The organism is Pseudoalteromonas sp. HL-AS1, from assembly GCF_031198785.1.
Classification (GTDB): Bacteria; Pseudomonadota; Gammaproteobacteria; order Enterobacterales; family Alteromonadaceae; genus Pseudoalteromonas; species Pseudoalteromonas distincta.
In genome coordinates this window covers 1,042,175-1,062,514 of sequence record NZ_CP133569.1, presented here as the reverse complement: position 1 = coordinate 1,062,514, position 20,340 = coordinate 1,042,175, and the positions used below count along the sequence as shown (strand labels likewise).

Here is a 20,340-nt window from a genome sequence, read left to right as displayed (position 1 = left end):
TTCTATGGAGGAATTTTTTATCCAACTTTGCCCGGCCCCCGTTAACTGATATTATATCCTGATTGGTTATTGAATAGACTCAGGGACATCCGTAGATGCAATCGTTAACGATATCACGTGTTATTATATTTCTTAGCTTTATTCTAACTGCCTGTGGTAGCGGTGATGAAGTGACGGTTAATCCAAACGATCCTGTTGAGCCTGAACCTAGCAAATTAACACTATCAAGCGCTAATGGTTTAGACGCTACATTAGACGAAGGCAATTTTATATTTAATGCACCTTCAAGTGCTATTTCTAGTGATGTAGAGCTTACCTACGAGAAAACATTATTAGATGAGACGAATAAACAACAAAATATAATTTCTGATTTACATGCGCTTACGCCCTCCACGCTTACTCTTGAAAAACTTATTACCATCACAATAAAAATCCCTGATGACTATGCATTAGGCGGACAACTGTTTATCGCAAAACTATCAGGCGCTAATTGGGATACTGTTACAAATTCAATAGTTTTAGATGGATTTGTTAGCGCTCAAGTAACAACACTGGGCACATATGCAATACAAATGCAGCGCAATGAAGCTTTCGCAAATATCGGCCCAACTTGCGACGCTAATGCAACAGAGCAATCGGTAAGGTTTGTTCACGTTGCAGATTTACATGCTCGCTTTGGCTATGAAGAGCAATATTTCAGCCAGATCAAAGCCTACTACAATCAAGTAGCAAGCCAAACCCCGCACACCTTATTTACAAACGGTGGTGACGACTATGAAAAAGGCACCGTTGCTGAGCAATTATCACAAGGTACCGCGACAGAAGAAGCTATAAAAGCAATGCAGTTTGACCTGCGAGTCGTTGGAAATCATGATTATGCTTGAGGCCCTGAAAAATTACTAAGTTATTCCCAAGACGAGAATGCAATCGTACTTACTAGTAATACTCGTTATGAAGCAGAGCAACTACAAGATTTTGCAGGCGTAGGATTTGCAAAAGTTCAAGTAGGATGTATTACACTTGGTGTGTTTGGCATGACCTCAGTGCCATGGAATGAGCTAGATGAACCAATTCAAGATGATCCGATCCCTGATTTTATTAAACAATTTAAAATGAGCTGGCAATGGCAACAAATCGCACAAAGCATCGTAAACCAATACAGTGATGATGTAGATTACATGATTATGTTGAGCCATTTAGGTGTAGGCCAAGATACTGATATGGCAACAAACGTACCCGGTATAGACTTAGTACTTGGCGGCCATACACACGGTGGGGAAAGCTACACAACCCTTGATAACGGCGCTATTGTTTTACAACCGGACTTTTATGCTAAAGGTATTACTGACTTAACGCTTACTTTTAATTTAGCTGATAAATCATCCCCAGTTGTTGATTACAAAACGATTGAAACCGATACAATTGATGAGCGCGATGAGGCAACAAAACTAGCTATAGATGAGATAATGGGCGTTATGCTCCCGATGCAGAAACTGAAATCGCTATTTCTGAAAACTATCCAACTGATGCGCAGCTAGCCGAAATCACCGCCTTAGCCGCAAAACATTCAAGCACAATTAGCGCAGCATTACTTAACCCTGAACTAGTACAAAAGCGCTGGACACCCGGCACACTGACTCAAGAAGACTTCCATAAAGCTTTTTACGTAGAAGGACAGTCATCAAATACGCCAGGGTTTAACTCTATTTATAAAGTAACAGTATCGGGAAGCGACTTAACAACGATGTTTGCAAGTCAACCAAATTGGTTTTTACTTAAACCTGAAGATATACAACCCACTAATAATTACGAAGTCGCACTATTTAAAGGAGCAGCTTTGAATCCTGATTTATTTTTTAATAGTGTTACATTCTCAAACGTAGAACCAATAGCTGAAGCTTGGTGGCTACTTGATAAATATGCACGTGCTAGAACAAGTCAGTGCCTACACCTTGACACTGACACCGTACTTTATTCATGTAACAACTTAGCAAATGTAACCGTATGGAACTTTGACGATACTAACAACCCGTTAGCAGCTGATTTTGGACCTTCGGTACTTAGCTACTTTGATCCAGATGAAACAAATTGGGGCACTGCAGAGACACAATATAGCACCACTACTCAATTAAATTTTGATGATTTAAGTGATGGTCCTTCAGGTGTTATGGCGTTTTCTCGCCACGCTCCAACAGAAGGCTTACTTATTGATTTAAACACACCAGCAAATGGTGACTTTGCAAATGAAGGAATGGTGTCTGACTACACCTTGGTAATGGATTTATACTGGCCCGCAGAAGGTAAAGATATTTACCGTGCAATTATGCAAGCCAATACAACTGATTATCTTAATGATGATGCCGATATGTTTATTGACCCAAGCGGCGGCTATGGACAAGCAACTAGCGATAGCGGCTATTTTGGCAATACACAACCTGACTCTTGGCATCGTATAGCTTTTGTATTTTATACAGCACCAACCAACGGGGTATTTGAAGTCTATATAGATGGAGAACTTGCTGGCGTAAAAGAAGATGGCGAAATCGATAGTCGCTGGGCACTCAATCAATCTGTATTGCTTTTTACAGATAACAATTACGAAACAGTACCAGGGTACTTAAACTCGCTGCTTTATGCAGGACGTGCTATGACCAGAGATGAAATTAAAAGTATGGGTAGCGCACAACAAAAGCTGTCTTTTGAGCAACCGACGCGAGTGCTAAATCAAACATTGAGCGCCATTACCAAGCAGCTCCAGCAATTAAAACTAACGTGTGGATAGAACAACGGAACAAGTTCTTTGGTAACGGCTCTTAAAGTGTAAATAATTACATACAAAAAGGCTTTTGCTTATTAATTGTAAAAGGAGGTTTAGCGCAGGTTAAAACCTCCTTTTTAATATTTAAATACAATAACTTAAAAACAAGTGCTCCCACTTGAATTTATACCATATAAGTTCATTTTACTTAACTGTATTACAAACACGCAACTTTATAATAACCGTCCTATAAAATTTACACATGCACTACATACTAAATAACGCCCTCCTCTTCCCCAAATTAAAAATCTGGTTGATTATCTACTGCAATATGACAACAACACATAATCGCAGTGCTTAATTGCGGGAGTAATAATAATGAGTGAAGTAAATAACTATTTGGGTTTAGTCGGTATTGAATTTACCGAGTATGCAACACCTGATGCTGATTATATGGATAAAGTATTTACTGATTTTGGCTTCTCAAAGCTTAAAAAATTTAAAGGTAAAGACATTGTTTATTACAACCAAAACGATATTCACTTTTTACTGAATAACGAGCGTGAAGGTTTTTCTGCAGAATTTGCTAAAAGCCATGGCCCTGCTATTTGTTCAATGGGTTGGCGTGTTGAGAATGCGCAAAAAGCATTTGAAACTGCAGTAGAACGTGGTGCAAAACCAGCGACCGACTCAACGCATAAAAATATGCCTTACCCTGCAATCTATGGTATTGGCGACAGCCTAATTTACTTTATTGAACAATTTGGCGACAAAGGCACTATTTACGAAAGTGATTTTGAAGACTTAGAAACGCAAAATGTTGTAGAAGATAAAGGCTTTATCCGAATCGATCATTTAACCAATAACGTTTATAAAGGCACCATGGAAAAATGGGCTAACTTTTATAAAGACGTATTTGGTTTTACTGAAGTACGCTACTTTGACATTAAAGGTCAAAAAACAGCGCTTATTTCGTATGCACTAAAATCACCTTGTGGCACCTTCTCTATTCCAATAAACGAAGGTAAAGGTAACGATAACAACCAAATTGATGAATACCTTGGTGAGTACAACGGCCCAGGCGTTCAACATTTAGCGTTTTTAACAGATGACTTAGTAAGCTCTCTTGATAAGCTTGATAAATCAACAATTGCCACTTTAGATATTATCCCAGAGTACTACGATACTATTTTTGACCGTGTACCTTGGGTTGCTGAAGATAAAGAAAAAATTCGTGAGCATCAGATACTCGTAGATAGCCAAAGTGAAAATTGTTATTTATTACAAATTTTCTCTAAAAACTTATTTGGTCCAATCTTTATAGAAATGATCCAGCGCGTTGATGATGGTGGCTTTGGTGAAGGTAACTTCCAAGCATTATTTGAATCAATCGAACGTGACCAAGAGCGTCGCGGCGTTTTATAAAATATTTGAGTAAATTAAAAGCAGCGAACTTCGCTGCTTTTTGTCGTTTTAATATTTAAAAAGTATGGCGCCAAGTACAAGTATGATTAAATAAACTATACCTTGTCGCCATACAGTAGAATCCAAAGGAAATGTAATGAGCCTAATTAACGAAACCCACGATATTAATTTAACCAGCTGGGTAGAATCAGCTAATGTTGATAATTGCGACTTCCCGATTCAAAACTTACCGTTTGCAGAATTTCGTCGTAAGGGGTCTGATGAGGCCTTTCGTGGTGGTGTTGCAATTGGTGACCAAGTAATCGATTTAGCAAAACTAAGTAAATTAAACGTTTTAACAGGTGACGCTAAAACAGCCGCAGATGCAGCAAGTGAAGCAACCTTAAATACATTTATGGGTTTAGGGAAGCAGTATTGGTCAGCTCTTCGTTTAGCGCTTTCAAAAGCACTAAGAGCAGGCTCTGAGCACCAACAAGCGTTTAGCGATACATTGGTTGCACAATCCGATATAGAGTTTTCTTTGCCTTGTCGCATCGGTGATTACACCGACTTTTACACTTCTATTTATCACGCTACAGCTGTGGGTAGTTTATTTCGCCCTGACAACCCATTATTACCTAACTATAAATGGGTACCTATTGGTTATCATGGTCGCTCTTCATCTATTGACGTATCGGGTCAAACATTTCATCGCCCTAAAGGTCAAACCAAAGCGCCAGACGCAGAAGTGCCATCATTCGGTCCTTGTAAACGCCTTGATTACGAACTAGAGCTGGGTATTTACTTAGGTAAAGGCAATGCACTGGGCGATGCAATCGCTATCGAAAATGCTGAAAACCACGTATTTGGCTTTTGTGTATTTAACGATTGGTCAGCACGTGACTTGCAAGCGTGGGAATACCAACCGCTTGGTCCATTTTTAGCTAAAAACTTTGCCTCAACTGTATCGCCTTGGATTGTAACAACCGAAGCATTAGCGCCTTATAGAACAAGCTGGACACGTGATGAAAACGATCCACAGCCTATGGACTATTTAGAATCAAAAGCGAATCGCGACCAAGGTGCTTTTGATATTCAAATGGATGTTAAAATTCAAACGCAAAAAATGCGTAGCGAAGGCCATAACCCAACGCGCGTATCAACATCTAGCTTTAAGCACTCTTACTGGACTGTGGCACAAATGGTTACTCATCACACAGTAAATGGCTGTAACTTTATGCCAGGTGACATGCTAGGTTCGGGCACTCAGTCGGGTCCAACGCACGAAGAAGCAGGTTCATTACTTGAGCTTTCTCGTGGCGGTAAAGAAAAAATCACGCTAAGTAATGGCGAACAACGTAGCTTTTTAGAAGATGGCGATAACGTTATTATGCGTGGCTGGTGTGAAAAAGAAGGCTATGCACGTATAGGTTTTGGCTCTGTAGAGAGTACTGTACTGCCGGCAAAATAATACGCATATTAAAAAATTTATTAAAAGGGCTGCTTATTAAAAGCAGCCCTTTTTTATTAATTTTTGAACAGTTACAATTTTTTTCTAGCTTTTTTAACTCAAATTGCTATCTTAATTCGGTTAATAGCCAGTGTTATATGCCATGTCAGTATTTATAAAGTCTTTTTATCATAAATTTTTCCCTGCTCGTCAGCTACTTATTCGTCAAAATGGCGAAGTTAAGCATGTTGTTTTAGCCTCTTGGTTTCAACTTCTTGTAGCGTTGCTTATTTTAGTCACTTTTACTTGGCTGAGTATTTCGAGCTTTCGTGTTTATACACAAACAAATAAAATCTCTGACATAAAACAAAATCAAATAACCGAGCAAACGCTGTGGCAACAAAAAGTCAGTGAGCAACAAGCCCTTCAAGCAACGCAGCTAGAGCAACTTGCAATACTTGAACAAAAGCAGGCGCTACTGCAAAGCATGATAGAATCCCTTCCTGCTTCAATTAGCAAAGATGTTATTAAGCTTGATACAGAACTTGATGTACCAATTAATGAAAATGGCAATGAATTTCATGAGCCATTAGTCGATGAAAATCAAAAAGGTAAACAAGCACAGTTAATCGCTCCAATCACATTCGCAACAAGAGTGGCCAACTTAAATAATCAGTATGAGCAAAGCTTTACCTATTTAGATAACCAAATTAGTGAACGTCACCAAGCCATTTTAGCTATGGTTAAAGGCGCAGGAATTGAGTCTGCGCTTGAGCAACACCTAATATTAAGCGCCCAAACAACCGCACAAGGTGGGCCCCTTGATATATTTAACGAAACAAAAATTCCGAGCCACTTTTTAGCCATCATTGATAAGTTATTAATATTAAATAATTTAGAAAACTTTTTAACTGAGCTACCAAACACCCTGCCTTTAGCTAAAGCTAAATACTATATTTCGAGTAATTTCGGCCTTAGAAAAGATCCCATGAATAGTAATCATGCCTTTCATAAAGGAATTGATTTAGCCGGTTGGCATAAAACCGAAATATTCGCTCCAGCAGACGCTGTAGTTCTTCGTGCCGGTCGTAATGGTGGTTATGGTAACTTTATCGAGCTTGAACATAAAAATGGCTTAGTGACTCGATTTGGACACTTAAATAAAATTAAAGTAAAGAAAGGTCAATCAATCACTAAACATGATGTGATCGGCCTAATGGGCAGCACCGGCCGAAGCACAGGCACGCATTTACACTACGAAGTATTACTTAATAGTAAACAAGTCAATCCTCTAAAAATAACAAAGGCGCTTTCTCGTGTTTGGTAGAAAAAAACAAAAAACAGTTAGCTCTAATTTAAAAAGAGTGAATCACACACCGTCTATTATTTCTGAAGACGTACGCCTTACAGGCACTTTAGTTAGCCAAGGTGAAGTACAGCTTGATGGCCGTATTGATGGTGACATAAAAGTGGAGCATTTAGTTATTGGCTCAGCGGGAGTTGTTGAAGGTATTGTTGAAGCTAAAAGCGTTATTGTTAAAGGTAAAGTTATTGGATCAATTAATGCCAGTGAAGTAAAAGTACAAAGTGGCGCTCATGTTCATGGCGATGTATTTCACGATACATTGAGTATTGATGCAGGCGCAGTAATTGAAGGCAGTTTAAAGCAACGCTTTGAAAAAGAAGAGCCGGAACTAATTTCGAAAGAACTAAAACCCGCAAAAGAAGTTAAAGCATTATTGAAAGAAGATGGCAGCGACTTATCATTTGTAAATAAACAAGCCGCTGATAAAAGCTAAGTCAAATTAGCTTTACGTAAATTAATTTTTCTCAGTAATGTACATAGTAATATCTGCAGTGAAAACAAGCTCATTGCGGGTATTATACAGTTTAACCGGTACTACTAAGTCTTCTTTATCAATCCACTTATGTGGTAAATCAATTTCAGCGACTGCTCGTACATCTGTATCTACTTTAGCCAAATACCTGACTGTCATCCCTTTTGGGATCCAACGATGCGTTTTAACTGGCACTGTTGCATCAACCATTACACCTGCACACAATTCAGCTAAGTTACACTGCGCAATAGCATGAATAGTTCCAATATGATTATGAACGCTTCGGCGGTTTTTAACCACCGCACTACAATGGCCCACTCTCAAATCGAGTACGTAAGGTTTCATCGAACCAAAATATGGCGCTTTAAAGCAAACAGCTTTAGTAAAAAGCCAATTCCCAAAAGGTAGGCGCTTAAATTTATGCCATGTTTGTACAAGTGCAGATTTATTACTCATTATTATTTTCCATCAACAGTTACTTTTTTAAAATTAACACATCAGACCAGTTTTAAAAAGTGCATTTATGCTGGCTTTTTCGCTTAATCCAATCAAAAAGTAAGAATGACGACCTATGCAGGGGTCATAAGCCCTTTCTTTTTTATGAGTGCCCACCTAAAATACTCGACAAAAGGAGACTCAATGCAAACACAGCCCGCTAAACCTAATATGACTTTGTTACTTATCTTAGCGTTACTCGTTATATTTTGCCCTATGGCAATCGATATTTACCTACCTGCTTTCCCTACTATTGCAGAACAATTTGCAGTTACTGAACAACAAGTACAGCAAACCGTTGCTATTTTTATGCTTACAGTGGGTTTAGGCCAATTAATTGCGGGCCCTTTGGCTGATAGATTTGGCCGAAAACCAGTGGCAGTAGTGGGCATTAGTTTGTATGCAAGCTCTGCATTACTCGCATACTACTCGCCTTCTTTTGAGATATTACTAATAGCACGTGCTTTTCAGGGGTTTGGAGCGTGTGCCACATTTGTTGTCGCATTTGCGATAGTGCGTGATAAATATGGTAGTGAACGAAGCGGACAAATGATTACCTACCTTAACGGGATTGTGTGCTTTATTCCGGCAATGGCACCTATTTTAGGGGCTTGGCTTACCGTACAGTTTGGCTGGCGTATGAACTTTATGTTTTTAACCGCGTTTGCTATTTTGGGCCTTATTGTTACCCTATTCTTTTTTAGAGAAACTCGTCCTGCTGATAGTCATTATCAGGGGCATATTTTAGATTTACGTCGCTTTACACCGATTATTAAAACACCGGTATTTTTGTTTAATAGCCTAATTTGTATGGTCTCAATGTCGGCCATATTAGTGTATGTAACGCTCGCACCAGGCTGGCTTATTACACATTTAGGCGGCACCGTAGCCGACTTTACTTTTTGGTTTACGTTAAATGCCGTAATAAGTATTGTCGCAAGTTTTATTTTACCAACCTACATTAAACGAAATAGCCAACGTGCTTTGCGTGTCGGTGTGAGTGTACTGGTTTCCTCAGGCATTTTAATGTTAGCCCTTAGCGGTATAGAAACAGCATTTGCGCTTATGCTACCTATCTTAATTGCTGCATTAGGGTTTGCTTTAAGTTTAGGCTCTGCAGCAGGAATGTCTCTGTCTAGCTTTCCTAAACAAGCAGGCACAGCCTCTGCATTACTCGGTGCAATGCAAATGAGTGGCGCAAGTATACTTGTTGTTTTAACCCAATATTTAGGGCTAAGCACACCGTGGTTGATTGCTTTTCATTTATTATTACTAGTTCCGCTTTGGCTTATTTTAATGAGCAAAAAAGCACATACTTTACACCCCGCTAAAAGTACTCAATGATCAATCCTGACTTTCTAGTCTCATTTTTATTAGCCAGCTTTTTAATGGCAGTAGCGCCTGGGCCATCAAATGCATTTTTGATGGCGCAAACATTTGCTAATGGTCGAAGCGCTGGGATGCAAAGTGCTTTTGGTTTTGCATTAGGTGGGGTTGTTCATACGCTATTTGCTGTTGTAGGCCTAAGCGCAGTACTGAAAGCTTCCCCTAGTGCCTATGCAGCAGTGCAATACGCAGGCGCAGCATACTTATGCTATTTAGGGTTTATGATGATTAAAGGCACGCTAAAGCAGCCAGAGCCGACACCTGGTGACAAGCAAACCGATAAACCGCATATAAGTACCAGTAAAAAAAGTAATGTCATGTTTCAGGCCATGATGACTGAAGTACTAAACCCTAAAGTAGCATTATTCTTTATTGCATTTATTCCGCAATTTGTAGATCCAACGCTTTCATCGGCTACTTTTCAGCTCGCTTTTTTTGGCTTACTTTACCCTCTTTTTGCTTTTCCGATTGACTGCACGTATATTTATTTTGGCGACAAAATTGCACAGTTTTTTAGACGTAACCCAAATAGCCAACTTTGGATTGATAGGATCACTGGCATTGTATTTATTGCCCTTGCTATCAATCTATTATTTTAACTAACCTGCACTTTGGTTAAGAGATTTATTCTTCCGAGTTTAGGTTCACCAATAAAAAGAATTAGCATGGAACAAAAAACACAATCTCTTCCCGCACAAAAAAATATTGCTTTAGTGGCACACGATGGTAAAAAAGCAGCACTAAAATTATGGTGTGAAAAGCACAAACAAATACTAAGTAAGCACACTTTATATGGCACAGGTACTACGGGGCATTTAATTCAAAAAACCACGGGGCTTGATGTAGTTCAGCTTTTAAGTGGTCCTATGGGCGGCGATCAACAACTTGGCGCTAAAATAGCAGAACATGAGATACATGTTTTAATATTTTTTTGGGATCCATTAGCATCACAGCCTCATGACCCTGATGTTAAAGCGCTGCTGCGTTTAGCCGCTGTTTGGAATATTCCGGTGGCGTGTAATGAAGTGAGTGCAGATATGTTATTAAGCTCACCGCTTATGGACGTAGAGCTTGAACGTACATTGCCAGATTACGAAAAATACCTCGCAACCCGACAAATAGATCTTTAAACCTCAATTGTAATCTAGGTTATTTATAAAGCATGCTGGCCCATTTAGTCAGGCCAGCGGTTACACTACCAAAGTGATCCCCGTTAACCATCTTTATATCGCCTAAGTGCTCACTTAAAGCCGCTTTAATCAATGGTGACTGTGCACTACCGCCTGTTAAGTAAATAATGTCTGGCGTGGTCGCAGCGTCGCTGATTGCTTGTTTTGCTAAAGTAACTATTTGGCTAATACTACTCTCAACGGCAACAGCTAAATCTCTTACAGATACATTTTTATTCAGCCCACTATCTAAAAAGCTTAAATCACAATCAAACACACTAGCAGACGAAAGTGCTATTTTAGCCGCTTCACCTTGTTGCACTAACTGATGGCCTTGCTTGTTTTGCTGTAAATGTATTAAGCGCTTATAAAGCTCAGGTGCACTTACATCACGTAATTGTGCGTTTAGCTCTCGGGTATGGCTTTCACTATAAAATTGGCTTTGTAAGTTTACATCGTTAATTTTACACGCTTGCCAAAACGCTTGATTAGGCAAAGGTAGACCTGATTTAAACGTACTGCCTAAACCCAATAACGGCATTAAACCATGAAAGCTCAAAGCAATATCTAAATCGTTTCCGCCAACACGTTTACCACTGTGAGATAAAAAATCGCTATCGCGCTGACTATTTCCTCTAAAGCTTGGGCCCATTTGTACAAATGAGCAGTCACTTGTACCACCACCAATATCAATAACGAGTACTTTTTGATCCTGAGTTAAATCACTCTCGTAGTCGATACCCGCAGCAAGTGGCTCATATAAAAACTCTACGTCTTTAAAACCAGCACGTTTAGCAGCACGCTCTAAAATACCGACCGCTTGTTGATTTGATTGCTCACCACCCACAGCTTGAAAGTTTACTGGGCGACCAATTACTGTTTGTGTAAGTGTTTTACCTAAAGAGAGCTCAGCGCGTTGCTTAATTTTTAAGATCATCGCGGTTGCGATATCTTCAAAAAAGTTAATTTGACCTTGCTTTAAACCTGTTGCACCAAAAAATGATTTAGGAGACTTAACAAAATAGCCTTCTTCAGGAAACTGCACGTACTCGCTAATCGCTTCACGACCAATAAATAGGGTTTCATCTGAAGGTTGTAAATCAAGGTCTGACTTAATACGAGGTAAGGTATTTAATAATGCTTGGCGCTGCGTTAAAAAGTCATGCTCATGGGCTGTGCCATGTAAATGCTTAGCAACAAAATCAACAACCAACGCGCTGTGATGAGTGTAAAGTGTAGACGGTAAGTAATGTTTTCCTTGCTCTAGCGGTACTAATTGAACATTACCCTCGCTCATTACACCCATAGCACAATTAGAACTACCGTAATCAAAACCTACAAACATACTTCACCACACATTACCAAAAAGGCCGCGCAATTTAGCACACTTTGTAAAATTTATAAATGTTATAAACTATCTCTGACCCGTAAAAAACTGGCAAAACGCGGTAACCCATTTTTTGTTAAGCCATGAAATCGGTACGTTACAGTACTACCAATCTCCGGTGGGATGGAGCGCTGTGCATCATTAAACCCAGTACCAATAGAAAATACCTGCCCCTGCGCTGTTTTTACCCTTAATGCCCCTAACATACCTTGATATTTACCTTTGCCTGGTAAGTGTGCAATTACAACCGCTTCTGCATCTAAATAAGGTTTTAATTTTAGTAATGCATTACTTCTTCCATTGCTGTGCTTCGCGCTGGCCAAATGAAGCATTACGCCCTCGCCACCCTGCTTAGTTATGTTCTCAAAATACTCTGTAAGCTGCTCATTATTTGTAAAGCTATATTGAACTACAGCACTAATGTGCGGCGAGTTTAGGCTAGTGATAAGCTCATTATAGTTTTTATAGCGAGTGCTAAAAGGCAGATTTTTATCTGGCATATCAAATACTTTATAAGTAATAGTTTGCCAATCATGATTATTAGGTTTTTTAGTTCTGACTATGCCGCTAAGCGCAGAAAAGTGCTCACGTTTAGTCCACAGCTCACCATCAAGCCATACATTTGGCAATGGCGCTGTAAACCAACTTGGCGCATTGATAATATTACCCTTACGAGTGACAAACTCCGTGCCGGTCCAGATAGCTCTTACGCCATCATATTTTTCACTGACTAAATATTTACTTACATCATAATGCTTCGTTTCGTCATATACTTTAGCCAGTAAAACAGACGGTTGTGCTGCACTTATGCATTGCGTAAAAAGTACAATAACAATTAAAAGCAGGTGTTTAATAGTAAGCATTGGCGCATCCAAGCACGTAAAAGTTGGCTTAAACTATAGTTGAGATTGCGCCCATTGCCAAAACTCATCTAAGTTGCTCATTTGATAGGTAGCTTGGCTAAAGTCGTGATCTTTAGTATGACTATTGGCAATGGCTACAACACGTAACAAAGCATTGTTGGCCGCCGTAACGCCGGTAAATGTATCCTCAACAGCAATTGCATTGCTTGCCTGTATATTTATCTGCTCAAGTGCCAATAAATATGGGTCCCCAGCAGGTTTAGGATTACTTACGTCATCTTTTGTAACCACCGTATCAAACAGCTCATAAAACCCTAAACCTTTAAGTATTGGCATAGCTTCACTTTTAGCACTGCCTGTTACTAGCGCCATTTTTAAGCCACTCTCTTTTACAGCTTTCAACGTTTGCTCTGTAAATGGCATCAGTGGCGGTAAATGTGTTACTACATATTCACCAAATAAACGGTATTTTTCATCTGCTAAAAATTGTGCACTTACCGATAAGTTATGCTCTTGCTTAATTTCGATTGCGGCTTCTAAAGTGGGCCGTCCCGAAAAACGCTGACAAAAATCATTTTCTAAATAACTAACACCGTAGGGTTTAAGTAATTTACTCCAGCATACAAAGTGCATGCTTTCTGAATCAACTAATGTGCCATCCATATCAAATAATATTGCTTTTAAAGTCATCCTCATTCCTTATTTAACTTGAGCTAAATTTTGACAATAAAAAAAGGCGCCTTAAACACCTTTTATATAAATACAGTTATTGCGTTAAGCCTGCTGGCGGCTCACCCGTTGCTTCCTCACCCGTTTCAACATCAACAAGCTGGTAGCCACGCGTTTTACGTACAACTTTAAGTACTGGTTTATCAAATGCAGTTTTTAAACGCTCGGAGTCATCTTTCAACTCATCTAAGGTTGTTCCAAAAGGGGCTGCGCCAGTTTCTGACCAGTTAGTTACTTTACCATTTAGGTTATATTCTACTTCATGTATTTGATATTGCGCTGCTTCGTCTTTCGTTGCTTCACAAAAAATTACACGGTAATTCCAAAATCCAGCCATCTTTTTATCTCTTTAAATTAATTAACGCTACTTTACCAGCTTTATAAAAACATAAAAGCCTGCACAAGGCAGGCTTTTAAAAATTAATATAATTTAAGGTTATCTCTAGAAGAAGTTAACTTTAAATTCAGCACCAACATAACGCTCTTCGTTAACAATACCTGTATTGTTATTAAAGTCTACAGCGCCAATAACTTGTTGCTCGTCAAATAAATTACGAACAAACGCAGCAACTTCGTATTCGTAATCGCCTTCAGACCATGTGTAACCTGTACGAAGACCTGTTTCAATAAGCTCTTTACCTTCAAACTCTACTGATTCGTAAAGGAACATATTGATTTTACTGCGATAAGAAATATCACCGCTTGCGAAGAAGTTACCATCGGCAAGTTCTTTAGTGTAGCGAAGCGTAAAGTTAGAGATCCACTCAGGCGCATGCGGTAAGCTATTACCATCAAGTACTGCAAAGCCTGAATTATTAATTGGATCAGTCACGTTTAATGTGTCACGGTCAGGTACTGGTATTGAAATACTGTCATCTTTTATTTCGGTTTTATTGTAGCTTAAGTTAAATGTTGCATTAAACTCATCACTTAGTACCCACTGTGTGTCTAGCTCGAAGCCGTAGCCCGTTGTTTTGTCTGCATTGATTAAGCTACTAGAGTTGGTATCACCACCTACAGCAGTCAATTGCTGATCGCTCATTGTGTAGTAGAACACAGTTGCATTAACGCGACCTTGTCCGTCTAACACGTCTGATTTAATACCTGTTTCGTACGATGTAACCGTTTCAGAATCAGCTGTTGTTACCTCTTCATTAAACAAAATACGCCCTTGTAAACTTGGTGCACGGAATGTGTTTGCTACACGTCCATACCAGTTAACATCATCGTTTACTTTGTAGTTTGCAGATAAATCCCAACTTACATGGCTATCACTTACGTTTTCAGAAATAAGTTTTGGACCAAAGCCAAATGCACTGAGTGGGCTGAGTGTACGGTTTGCTGAGAAATCTTTTTCATCATCTGAATAACGAAGTCCTGCAGTTACTTTTAAATCATCTTTAAAGGTATAATCTACTGAGCCAAATACAGCCCAAGCAGTTGTGTCTTGTTGCTGACGAACATAACCATTTAAAACACCATTATTTGAAGTGTCATAACTAAAGTTTTCAATTGTTAGCTCTTCATCAAAGTAAAATACACCTACTTGATAATTTAAATCACCATCAAAGTTACTTGATAAACGTAGCTCTTGCGTTAACTGATCGTGCTCTGGAATGCCATCAGCACTTTCATTAGAAAATGGAATAGAACCTGGTCCCATAGCAACTGGAACTCCATCTATTGAGAAGCCGCCGTAGCCACCATCGATATCGGCACGAGAATATATTTCAGCGCTTTCCCATGCGGAGATAGACGTGATTGTGTGGTTTTTAAGTTCCCAATCAAGCTTTAAGCTTGCACCTTCCGATTCTACTTGTTGAGTAGAACGAGATGCTGCATCTTGATAAACAACATCATTTTCAAAGTTATCTACAAGCTCATTTGTGCCAGGTTTAATTACATTTGCACGAAAGGCAATTGGCGAGCCATCTAAATCACGTGTGTGGTAATTTAATAAAGCAGTAAAATCATCGCCTTCATATAAAAACTGAACGCGTGCCGCTTTTTCAGTGTAACCACCTTGCTCGTCTTTAGCTTCAAAGCCTGGAGCTTGATTATCAATGTAATCGTCTTTATCTTGCCATAATAATGAAACACGAGCAGATAAGCGGTCAGTTAAAGAACCACCTACAGCACCACTTGTGTCTACAGCGCCACGGCTACCATATGAAACAGAGCCATAGCCATCAAATTCTTGGCTTGGTTTAACAGTATCAAACTTAACAAGACCAGCTGGCGTATTACGCCCAAATAAAGTTCCCTGTGGTCCACGTAATACTTCTACGCGTTCAACATCAAATACTGGGAAGCCTTTTAAAATTGCATTTTCTTGAACTACTTCATCAACAACAAGTGATACTGGTTGTGATGCATTCAAATCGAAATCGGTATTACCTAAACCACGAACGTAAAAGCGTGGAAATGAACGACCAAATGAAGATTCAATAGATAAACTTGGAATTTTCGCATTTAAAAAACGAATATCCATACCAGCTGAGCTATACGCATCAAGGTTATCACCTTGTAGAGCAGATACTGCTACTGGTACTTCTTGAGCGTTTTCTACACGTTTACGAGCTGTTACTTGAATAACTTCTAGTTGATTACTTTTTTTAGCTGTTTCTTCTTCAGCAGCTAAAGAAGAAAATGAAGTACCTGCTACTGCAGAGAACAACGTTGCATTGATTAGGGTAGCTAACGTAGATCTTTTCATTGCTTTCATGTTGGGTTTAACCTTTTTTGTGCACTCTTGTTCAACGGTTTTTTGTGTTGCGCAATGTATTCACTGCGGGCTCGTTCAATTTTTCGCGACTTGCGTCATGCGCGCGGACCTTATTACCGAGAGTACAAAAACGATGTTATAAGGCTGAACGAACGATTAAGATTATATCATTGTGTGACAATTTTACTGCATAAATATAGACATAATTAGAAACTTTTTTGCAACATTTAACTACAAAATCACGTGTTTTTATCACTATTTAGATGCAAAATCACAACACTAAGGACATATGTCCTTTATTTGGTTTGGTGAAATGAAGTAGGAATAAGAGATTGTTTTACATGTTAACCTAAAATAGAAACACCTGTGATTTTATTAAAAGCCGCCCAAGAGCGACTTTAAATATTAACTATATTTGAACTATGAGCGCTTAAAAGCAATTTCACCATCTATATGAATATCGCGCTGTGGAAACGCAATCACTACATCATGCTCTTCAAATACAGCATAAATACTAAAACGAATATCACTGCGCACTTTTCTAAGCATAGTTTCAGACTCAGCGCATACCCAAAAAATAGCATTAAATACTAAAGAGCTATCTGCAAAGTCATCAAATAACACTGATGACTTTGGGTTAACCAATATTGCATCATGATCATCAAGCACTTGCTGGATAAGCTTTTTAACCAGTATAACATCTGAACCATACGCAACACCTACACTGACCGCTGAACGTGCATTGCCATCTATCAGTGTCCAGTTTGTTACTGTATTTTCGAGCAATTGAGAATTAGGTATAAGCATATGTACGCCGTCATTTCGGCGAATACGTGTAGAACGCGTATTAATAGTCTCAACTACGCCCTTTGCGTTACCTACCTCTAAAAAGTCACCAATGCGAATTGGGCGCTCCCACATCAATATCCAGCCACTAATAAAGTTATTGATAATATTTTGTGCACCAAAACCTACACCAATGGCTATTGCACCAGATACAAAAGCAAATGCAGTAAGCGGGATGCTGAGCACTTCAAGCGATGTAAAAATTAAAATGGCGATACTTAAAATAAAGTAAATTCGAGTAAACAAATGCACTGCATCTTGGCTTATTTTTTTAGCGAGTAATGTTTTTTTAATGAGCTTGCCAATACGTGTGACTACAAACCAAATAGCAAACAATATAAGTGGCACTTGAATTACCTTTGCAACTGTAATATTCACATCGTTATAAGTGAATATTACAAAGGCTAAGTATTGATTAATTTGTTCGAGAGTCATAAGTGTTCCCAATATCTTTTTTGATTGTTATTTGTTCACTAGAAAAAAGTGTGGTTCAGTTTTCGCTAAGCTTAGCACGTCATAATATAACTAAAACGCCAAGTTAATAAGTTCAATATGAATTTTATAAACAATTTATTAACTCTTTATTGCACCGAGTGCTATATAAATAGTGTACAAGCACTGGAGATCACATATGACACAACTTACTCTAAATCAAAGACTCGCTACTTTGCAGCCGCAGGTAGATTTAAAATTGTTTGAAAGCAGCCTAGATTACCGAAATAAAGTTTTGTGCTTGCTGGCCGAACAAGAGCAAACTCTAGCAACTATTAATAAAGAGTTTGGGCAGCAATCTAATAGCTTTGGCTCAGAGAAAAAATTTGTTTTAGGTTATAACTAACTCCTTCTCAAACACACAATCGTATAATTAAGTAGCTTTAATGTTTAATTTTAGAGCTACTTTTACCCACCTTAGTACTAATTATTAGCTAATTTGCGTTCAAATCCCCCTTAATACCGATAAACTTTATTGTATAAACCTACAAATTTGATAAGTTAACTAGGTTTTTCGACTCGCAAAGCCTATTTCGGCTAATCTTTTTATGGAGTTATTATGCGTAAAACCCTGATCGCCACTACTATTGCTAGTACTTTAATACTATCTGCCTGTTCATCTAACGATACACAAAACATGGCAAAAGAAGGCGCAGCACAAGTGCAAGACATGAACGCAAACAATGTTTTATTTAAGCCAAGCCCATTACAATACATGGCACCTGAGTTTGATAAGTTCGGTACCAAAGACTACGAAGCCGGCTTTGATGCTGGTATTGCTCAGCATACTGCGCAAGTACAAGCTATTGCTAACAACCCAGCTCCTGCAACTTTTAAAAATACATTAGTTGAAATGGAAATGTCTGGCGAGCTACTAAACCGTGTATCAGCTGCTTTTTATAACCTTTCAGGTTTGATTTCTGATGACGAATACCAGCGTATAAGTAAAAAAATGGCGCCAGTGTTATCAGCTCACTCTGATGACATTTACTTAAATGGTGCATTATTCAAGCGCGTACAAACTATTTACGACAACAAAGACTCGCTTAATGCTGAAGATCAACGCCTTGTAGATTTTTACTATAAGCAATTTGTAAAAGCAGGCGCTAAATTAAATGACGCTGAAAAAGCAAAAATGCGTGAAATCAACTCACAACTTGCAGAGCTTTCTACTGCGTTTTCTCAAAACATTTTAAAATCGTTTAAAGAAGATGTCATTGTAGTTACCGATAAATCTAAACTTGCTGGCCTTTCTGAAGGTGAAATTGCAGGTCTTGCGGCCGCTGCTAAAAAAGCAGGTAAAGACGGCTACATGATCACGCTAGTAAATACGACCCAACAGCCAATTTTATCAAGCCTTGAAAACCGCGACCTACGTGAGCAAATTTTTAAAGCCTCTGCTAACCGTGCAGCAAAAACTAACGGCCCAATTATTATTGAAGAAACAAACCTACGCGCTCAAAAAGCAGAGCTACTAGGCTTTAAAGATTGGGCATCGTATGTAATGACGTCGCGTATGGCGCAAACAACTGACAACGTGTACGGTATTTTAGATGACCTAGCACCAAAAGCAGTTGAAAAAGCTAAAATTGAAGCAGCTGCTATTCAAAAAGTAATTAACGATTCAGGTGAAAGCTTTGAGCTTAAACCATGGGATTGGGCTTTTTACGCGGAAAAAGTACGTGCTGAAAAGTACGACTTAGATCCTGCCCTTGTTAAGCCTTACTTTGAAATGGATTCTGTAATTCACGATGGTTTATTCTTTGCGATGAATAAGCTTTACGGTATTACATTTAAAGAGCGTAAAGATTTACCGGTTTATCATGAAGATGTTACAGCCTACGAAGTATTTAACGCTGACGGCAGCGCCATCGGTTTATTTTACTTAGACCCATACGCACGTGAAGGTAAGCGTGGCGGTGCATGGATGAGCGCTTACGTAAGTCAAAGCGGCTTAAAAGGCACTAAACCAGTTATTTACAATGCGCAGAACATTCCAAAACCTGCTGCAGGCGAGCCAACGTTAATGACCTTCGACGAAGTGTCAACTATGTTTCATGAGTTTGGTCATGCGGCGCACGGTTTATTCTCTGACGTTAAATACCCAAGCTTAGCGGGTACTGCTACAGCGCGTGACTTTGTTGAGTTTCCGTCGCAAGCGAATGAAGATTGGATGATTGAACCTACGGTACTTGCTAACTACGCCAAACACTACAAAACAGGTGAGCCAATTCCACAAGCTTTACTTGATAAAGTACTTGCATCGCAAAAATTCAACCAAGGTTTTGGTACCACTGAATATTTAGCAGCTGCTTTACTTGATATGGAATGGCACTCGTTTGGCTCAGATAAAAAAATTACTGATGTTCAAAAGTTTGAAAGCGATGCGCTTAAAGCACACGGTATTGATTACTACCCTGTACCACCGCGTTATAAATCAAACTACTTTAGCCATACATTTGCCGGTGGTTACTCTGCGGGTTACTACGCATACCTTTGGACTGAAGTATTTGCAGCCGATGCCTTTGCACACATGGAAAACAACGGCGGCTTAACACGTAAAAATGGTGATAAGTTCCGTAAAGAAATCCTATCTAAAGGTAACAGCCGCGACTTAATGCAAAGTTACATTGAGTTTAGAGGTCAAAAACCAACTACCGACGCATTACTTAAGCGCCGTGGTTTAGTTGAGTAAATAACTTAATTTATTAAGCTCACTTTTATAAAAGCCCGCTTGCGGGCTTTTATTGTTTATACCCTCACATATAACAGATAAACTTAGCTCAATATTTATTAAA

General features: G+C 39.0%; 16 protein-coding genes and 1 pseudogene. 10 read left to right on the top strand and 7 right to left on the bottom strand.

The genetic code is table 11. The annotated features are described in order from the left end of the window. Positions 1 to 95: 95 nt before the first annotated feature. The 5 genes and pseudogenes from RB214_RS04920 to RB214_RS04900 all read left to right on the top strand — a co-directional run bounded on the left by RB214_RS04920 (position 96) and on the right by RB214_RS04900 (position 7,411). Positions 96 to 2,817: pseudogene (locus RB214_RS04920) on the top strand (metallophosphoesterase). A gap of 319 nt (positions 2,818 to 3,136) precedes the next feature. After that, positions 3,137 to 4,183: a 4-hydroxyphenylpyruvate dioxygenase gene (hppD, locus tag RB214_RS04915; protein ID WP_002958202.1), complete on the top strand. Its 1,047-nt coding sequence runs from the start codon at positions 3,137 to 3,139 to the stop codon at positions 4,181 to 4,183. A gap of 136 nt (positions 4,184 to 4,319) precedes the next feature. Continuing rightward, positions 4,320 to 5,633 carry a fumarylacetoacetase gene (fahA, locus tag RB214_RS04910; RefSeq protein WP_309168516.1) on the top strand — a complete coding sequence of 438 codons (1,314 nt, stop codon included), beginning with the start codon at positions 4,320 to 4,322 and terminating at the stop codon, positions 5,631 to 5,633. 142 nt (positions 5,634 to 5,775) lie between these two features. After that, the gene (locus RB214_RS04905; protein WP_309168515.1) at positions 5,776 to 6,939 is read left to right on the top strand and encodes a peptidoglycan DD-metalloendopeptidase family protein; all 1,164 of its coding nucleotides are present in this window, start codon (positions 5,776 to 5,778) and stop codon (positions 6,937 to 6,939) included. Continuing rightward, on the top strand, positions 6,929 to 7,411 hold the full coding sequence (locus RB214_RS04900) for a polymer-forming cytoskeletal protein (protein ID WP_002958196.1): 483 nt from the start codon (positions 6,929 to 6,931) through the stop codon (positions 7,409 to 7,411). The genes RB214_RS04905 and RB214_RS04900 overlap by 11 nt, the downstream gene beginning before the upstream one ends. A 21-nt stretch (positions 7,412 to 7,432) precedes the next feature. On the opposite strand, the gene RB214_RS04895 is transcribed toward RB214_RS04900, so the two are convergent. Further along, a complete protein-coding gene (locus tag RB214_RS04895; protein WP_309168514.1) occupies positions 7,433 to 7,906 on the bottom strand; it encodes a hotdog fold domain-containing protein in 474 nt (157 codons plus the stop codon). Between the two features lie 183 nt (positions 7,907 to 8,089). On the opposite strand from RB214_RS04895, the gene RB214_RS04890 reads away from it, so the two are divergent. The 3 genes from RB214_RS04890 (at position 8,090) to RB214_RS04880 (ending at position 10,461) form a co-directional block, all read left to right on the top strand. Then, positions 8,090 to 9,289, top strand: a complete 1,200-nt coding sequence (locus RB214_RS04890; RefSeq protein ID WP_024605847.1) for a multidrug effflux MFS transporter — start codon at positions 8,090 to 8,092, stop codon at positions 9,287 to 9,289. Further along, positions 9,286 to 9,930 carry a LysE family translocator gene (locus RB214_RS04885; RefSeq protein ID WP_309168513.1) on the top strand — a complete coding sequence of 215 codons (645 nt, stop codon included), beginning with the start codon at positions 9,286 to 9,288 and terminating at the stop codon, positions 9,928 to 9,930. Before RB214_RS04890 ends, RB214_RS04885 begins: the two co-directional genes overlap by 4 nt. 66 nt (positions 9,931 to 9,996) lie before the next feature. Further along, the gene (locus RB214_RS04880; protein ID WP_182682239.1) at positions 9,997 to 10,461 is read left to right on the top strand and encodes a methylglyoxal synthase; all 465 of its coding nucleotides are present in this window, start codon (positions 9,997 to 9,999) and stop codon (positions 10,459 to 10,461) included. A gap of 19 nt (positions 10,462 to 10,480) precedes the next feature. Here the strand turns inward: RB214_RS04880 and yegD are convergent, their stop codons facing one another. The 6 genes from yegD to RB214_RS04850 all read right to left on the bottom strand — a co-directional run bounded on the left by yegD (position 10,481) and on the right by RB214_RS04850 (position 17,485). Next, on the bottom strand, positions 10,481 to 11,845 hold the full coding sequence (gene yegD / locus RB214_RS04875) for a molecular chaperone (RefSeq protein ID WP_024595669.1): 1,365 nt from the start codon (positions 11,843 to 11,845) through the stop codon (positions 10,481 to 10,483). A 62-nt stretch (positions 11,846 to 11,907) separates the two neighbouring features. Further along, entirely contained in the window at positions 11,908 to 12,750 is an 843-nt protein-coding gene (locus RB214_RS04870) for a DNA ligase (RefSeq protein WP_182196073.1), read from the bottom strand. A gap of 33 nt (positions 12,751 to 12,783) precedes the next feature. Beyond that, the gene (locus RB214_RS04865; RefSeq protein ID WP_309168512.1) at positions 12,784 to 13,440 is read right to left on the bottom strand and encodes an HAD family phosphatase; all 657 of its coding nucleotides are present in this window, start codon (positions 13,438 to 13,440) and stop codon (positions 12,784 to 12,786) included. 76 nt (positions 13,441 to 13,516) lie between these two features. Next, the gene (locus RB214_RS04860; RefSeq protein WP_309168511.1) at positions 13,517 to 13,816 is read right to left on the bottom strand and encodes a hypothetical protein; all 300 of its coding nucleotides are present in this window, start codon (positions 13,814 to 13,816) and stop codon (positions 13,517 to 13,519) included. Positions 13,817 to 13,921: 105 nt separating this feature from the next. Further along, on the bottom strand, positions 13,922 to 16,204 hold the full coding sequence (locus RB214_RS04855) for a TonB-dependent receptor domain-containing protein (RefSeq protein ID WP_309168510.1): 2,283 nt from the start codon (positions 16,202 to 16,204) through the stop codon (positions 13,922 to 13,924). 420 nt (positions 16,205 to 16,624) lie between these two features. Further along, entirely contained in the window at positions 16,625 to 17,485 is an 861-nt protein-coding gene (locus tag RB214_RS04850; RefSeq protein ID WP_309168509.1) for a mechanosensitive ion channel domain-containing protein, read from the bottom strand. 196 nt (positions 17,486 to 17,681) lie between these two features. On the opposite strand from RB214_RS04850, the gene RB214_RS04845 reads away from it, so the two are divergent. Together RB214_RS04845 and RB214_RS04840 are read left to right on the top strand one after the other, a co-directional pair. Next, a complete protein-coding gene (locus RB214_RS04845; RefSeq protein WP_002958182.1) occupies positions 17,682 to 17,888 on the top strand; it encodes a hypothetical protein in 207 nt (68 codons plus the stop codon). A gap of 213 nt (positions 17,889 to 18,101) precedes the next feature. Then, positions 18,102 to 20,237, top strand: a complete 2,136-nt coding sequence (locus RB214_RS04840; RefSeq protein ID WP_309168508.1) for a M3 family metallopeptidase — start codon at positions 18,102 to 18,104, stop codon at positions 20,235 to 20,237. Positions 20,238 to 20,340 lie beyond the last annotated feature (103 nt).

Excerpts from the sequence above, each read along its gene's own strand:
- hppD (WP_002958202.1), top strand. The coding sequence starts at position 3,137 with ATGAGTGAAGTAAATAACTATTTGGGTTTAGTCGGTATTGAATTTACC.
- fahA (WP_309168516.1), top strand. The coding sequence starts at position 4,320 with ATGAGCCTAATTAACGAAACCCACGATATTAATTTAACCAGCTGGGTA.
- RB214_RS04905 (WP_309168515.1), top strand. The coding sequence starts at position 5,776 with ATGTCAGTATTTATAAAGTCTTTTTATCATAAATTTTTCCCTGCTCGT.
- RB214_RS04895 (WP_309168514.1), bottom strand. The coding sequence starts at position 7,906 with ATGAGTAATAAATCTGCACTTGTACAAACATGGCATAAATTTAAGCGC.
- RB214_RS04890 (WP_024605847.1), top strand. The coding sequence starts at position 8,090 with ATGCAAACACAGCCCGCTAAACCTAATATGACTTTGTTACTTATCTTA.
- RB214_RS04885 (WP_309168513.1), top strand. The coding sequence starts at position 9,286 with ATGATCAATCCTGACTTTCTAGTCTCATTTTTATTAGCCAGCTTTTTA.
- RB214_RS04880 (WP_182682239.1), top strand. The coding sequence starts at position 9,997 with ATGGAACAAAAAACACAATCTCTTCCCGCACAAAAAAATATTGCTTTA.
- yegD (WP_024595669.1), bottom strand. The coding sequence starts at position 11,845 with ATGTTTGTAGGTTTTGATTACGGTAGTTCTAATTGTGCTATGGGTGTA.
- RB214_RS04870 (WP_182196073.1), bottom strand. The coding sequence starts at position 12,750 with ATGCTTACTATTAAACACCTGCTTTTAATTGTTATTGTACTTTTTACG.
- RB214_RS04865 (WP_309168512.1), bottom strand. The coding sequence starts at position 13,440 with ATGACTTTAAAAGCAATATTATTTGATATGGATGGCACATTAGTTGAT.
- RB214_RS04860 (WP_309168511.1), bottom strand. The coding sequence starts at position 13,816 with ATGGCTGGATTTTGGAATTACCGTGTAATTTTTTGTGAAGCAACGAAA.
- RB214_RS04855 (WP_309168510.1), bottom strand. The coding sequence starts at position 16,204 with ATGAAAGCAATGAAAAGATCTACGTTAGCTACCCTAATCAATGCAACG.
- RB214_RS04850 (WP_309168509.1), bottom strand. The coding sequence starts at position 17,485 with ATGACTCTCGAACAAATTAATCAATACTTAGCCTTTGTAATATTCACT.
- RB214_RS04845 (WP_002958182.1), top strand. The coding sequence starts at position 17,682 with ATGACACAACTTACTCTAAATCAAAGACTCGCTACTTTGCAGCCGCAG.
- RB214_RS04840 (WP_309168508.1), top strand. The coding sequence starts at position 18,102 with ATGCGTAAAACCCTGATCGCCACTACTATTGCTAGTACTTTAATACTA.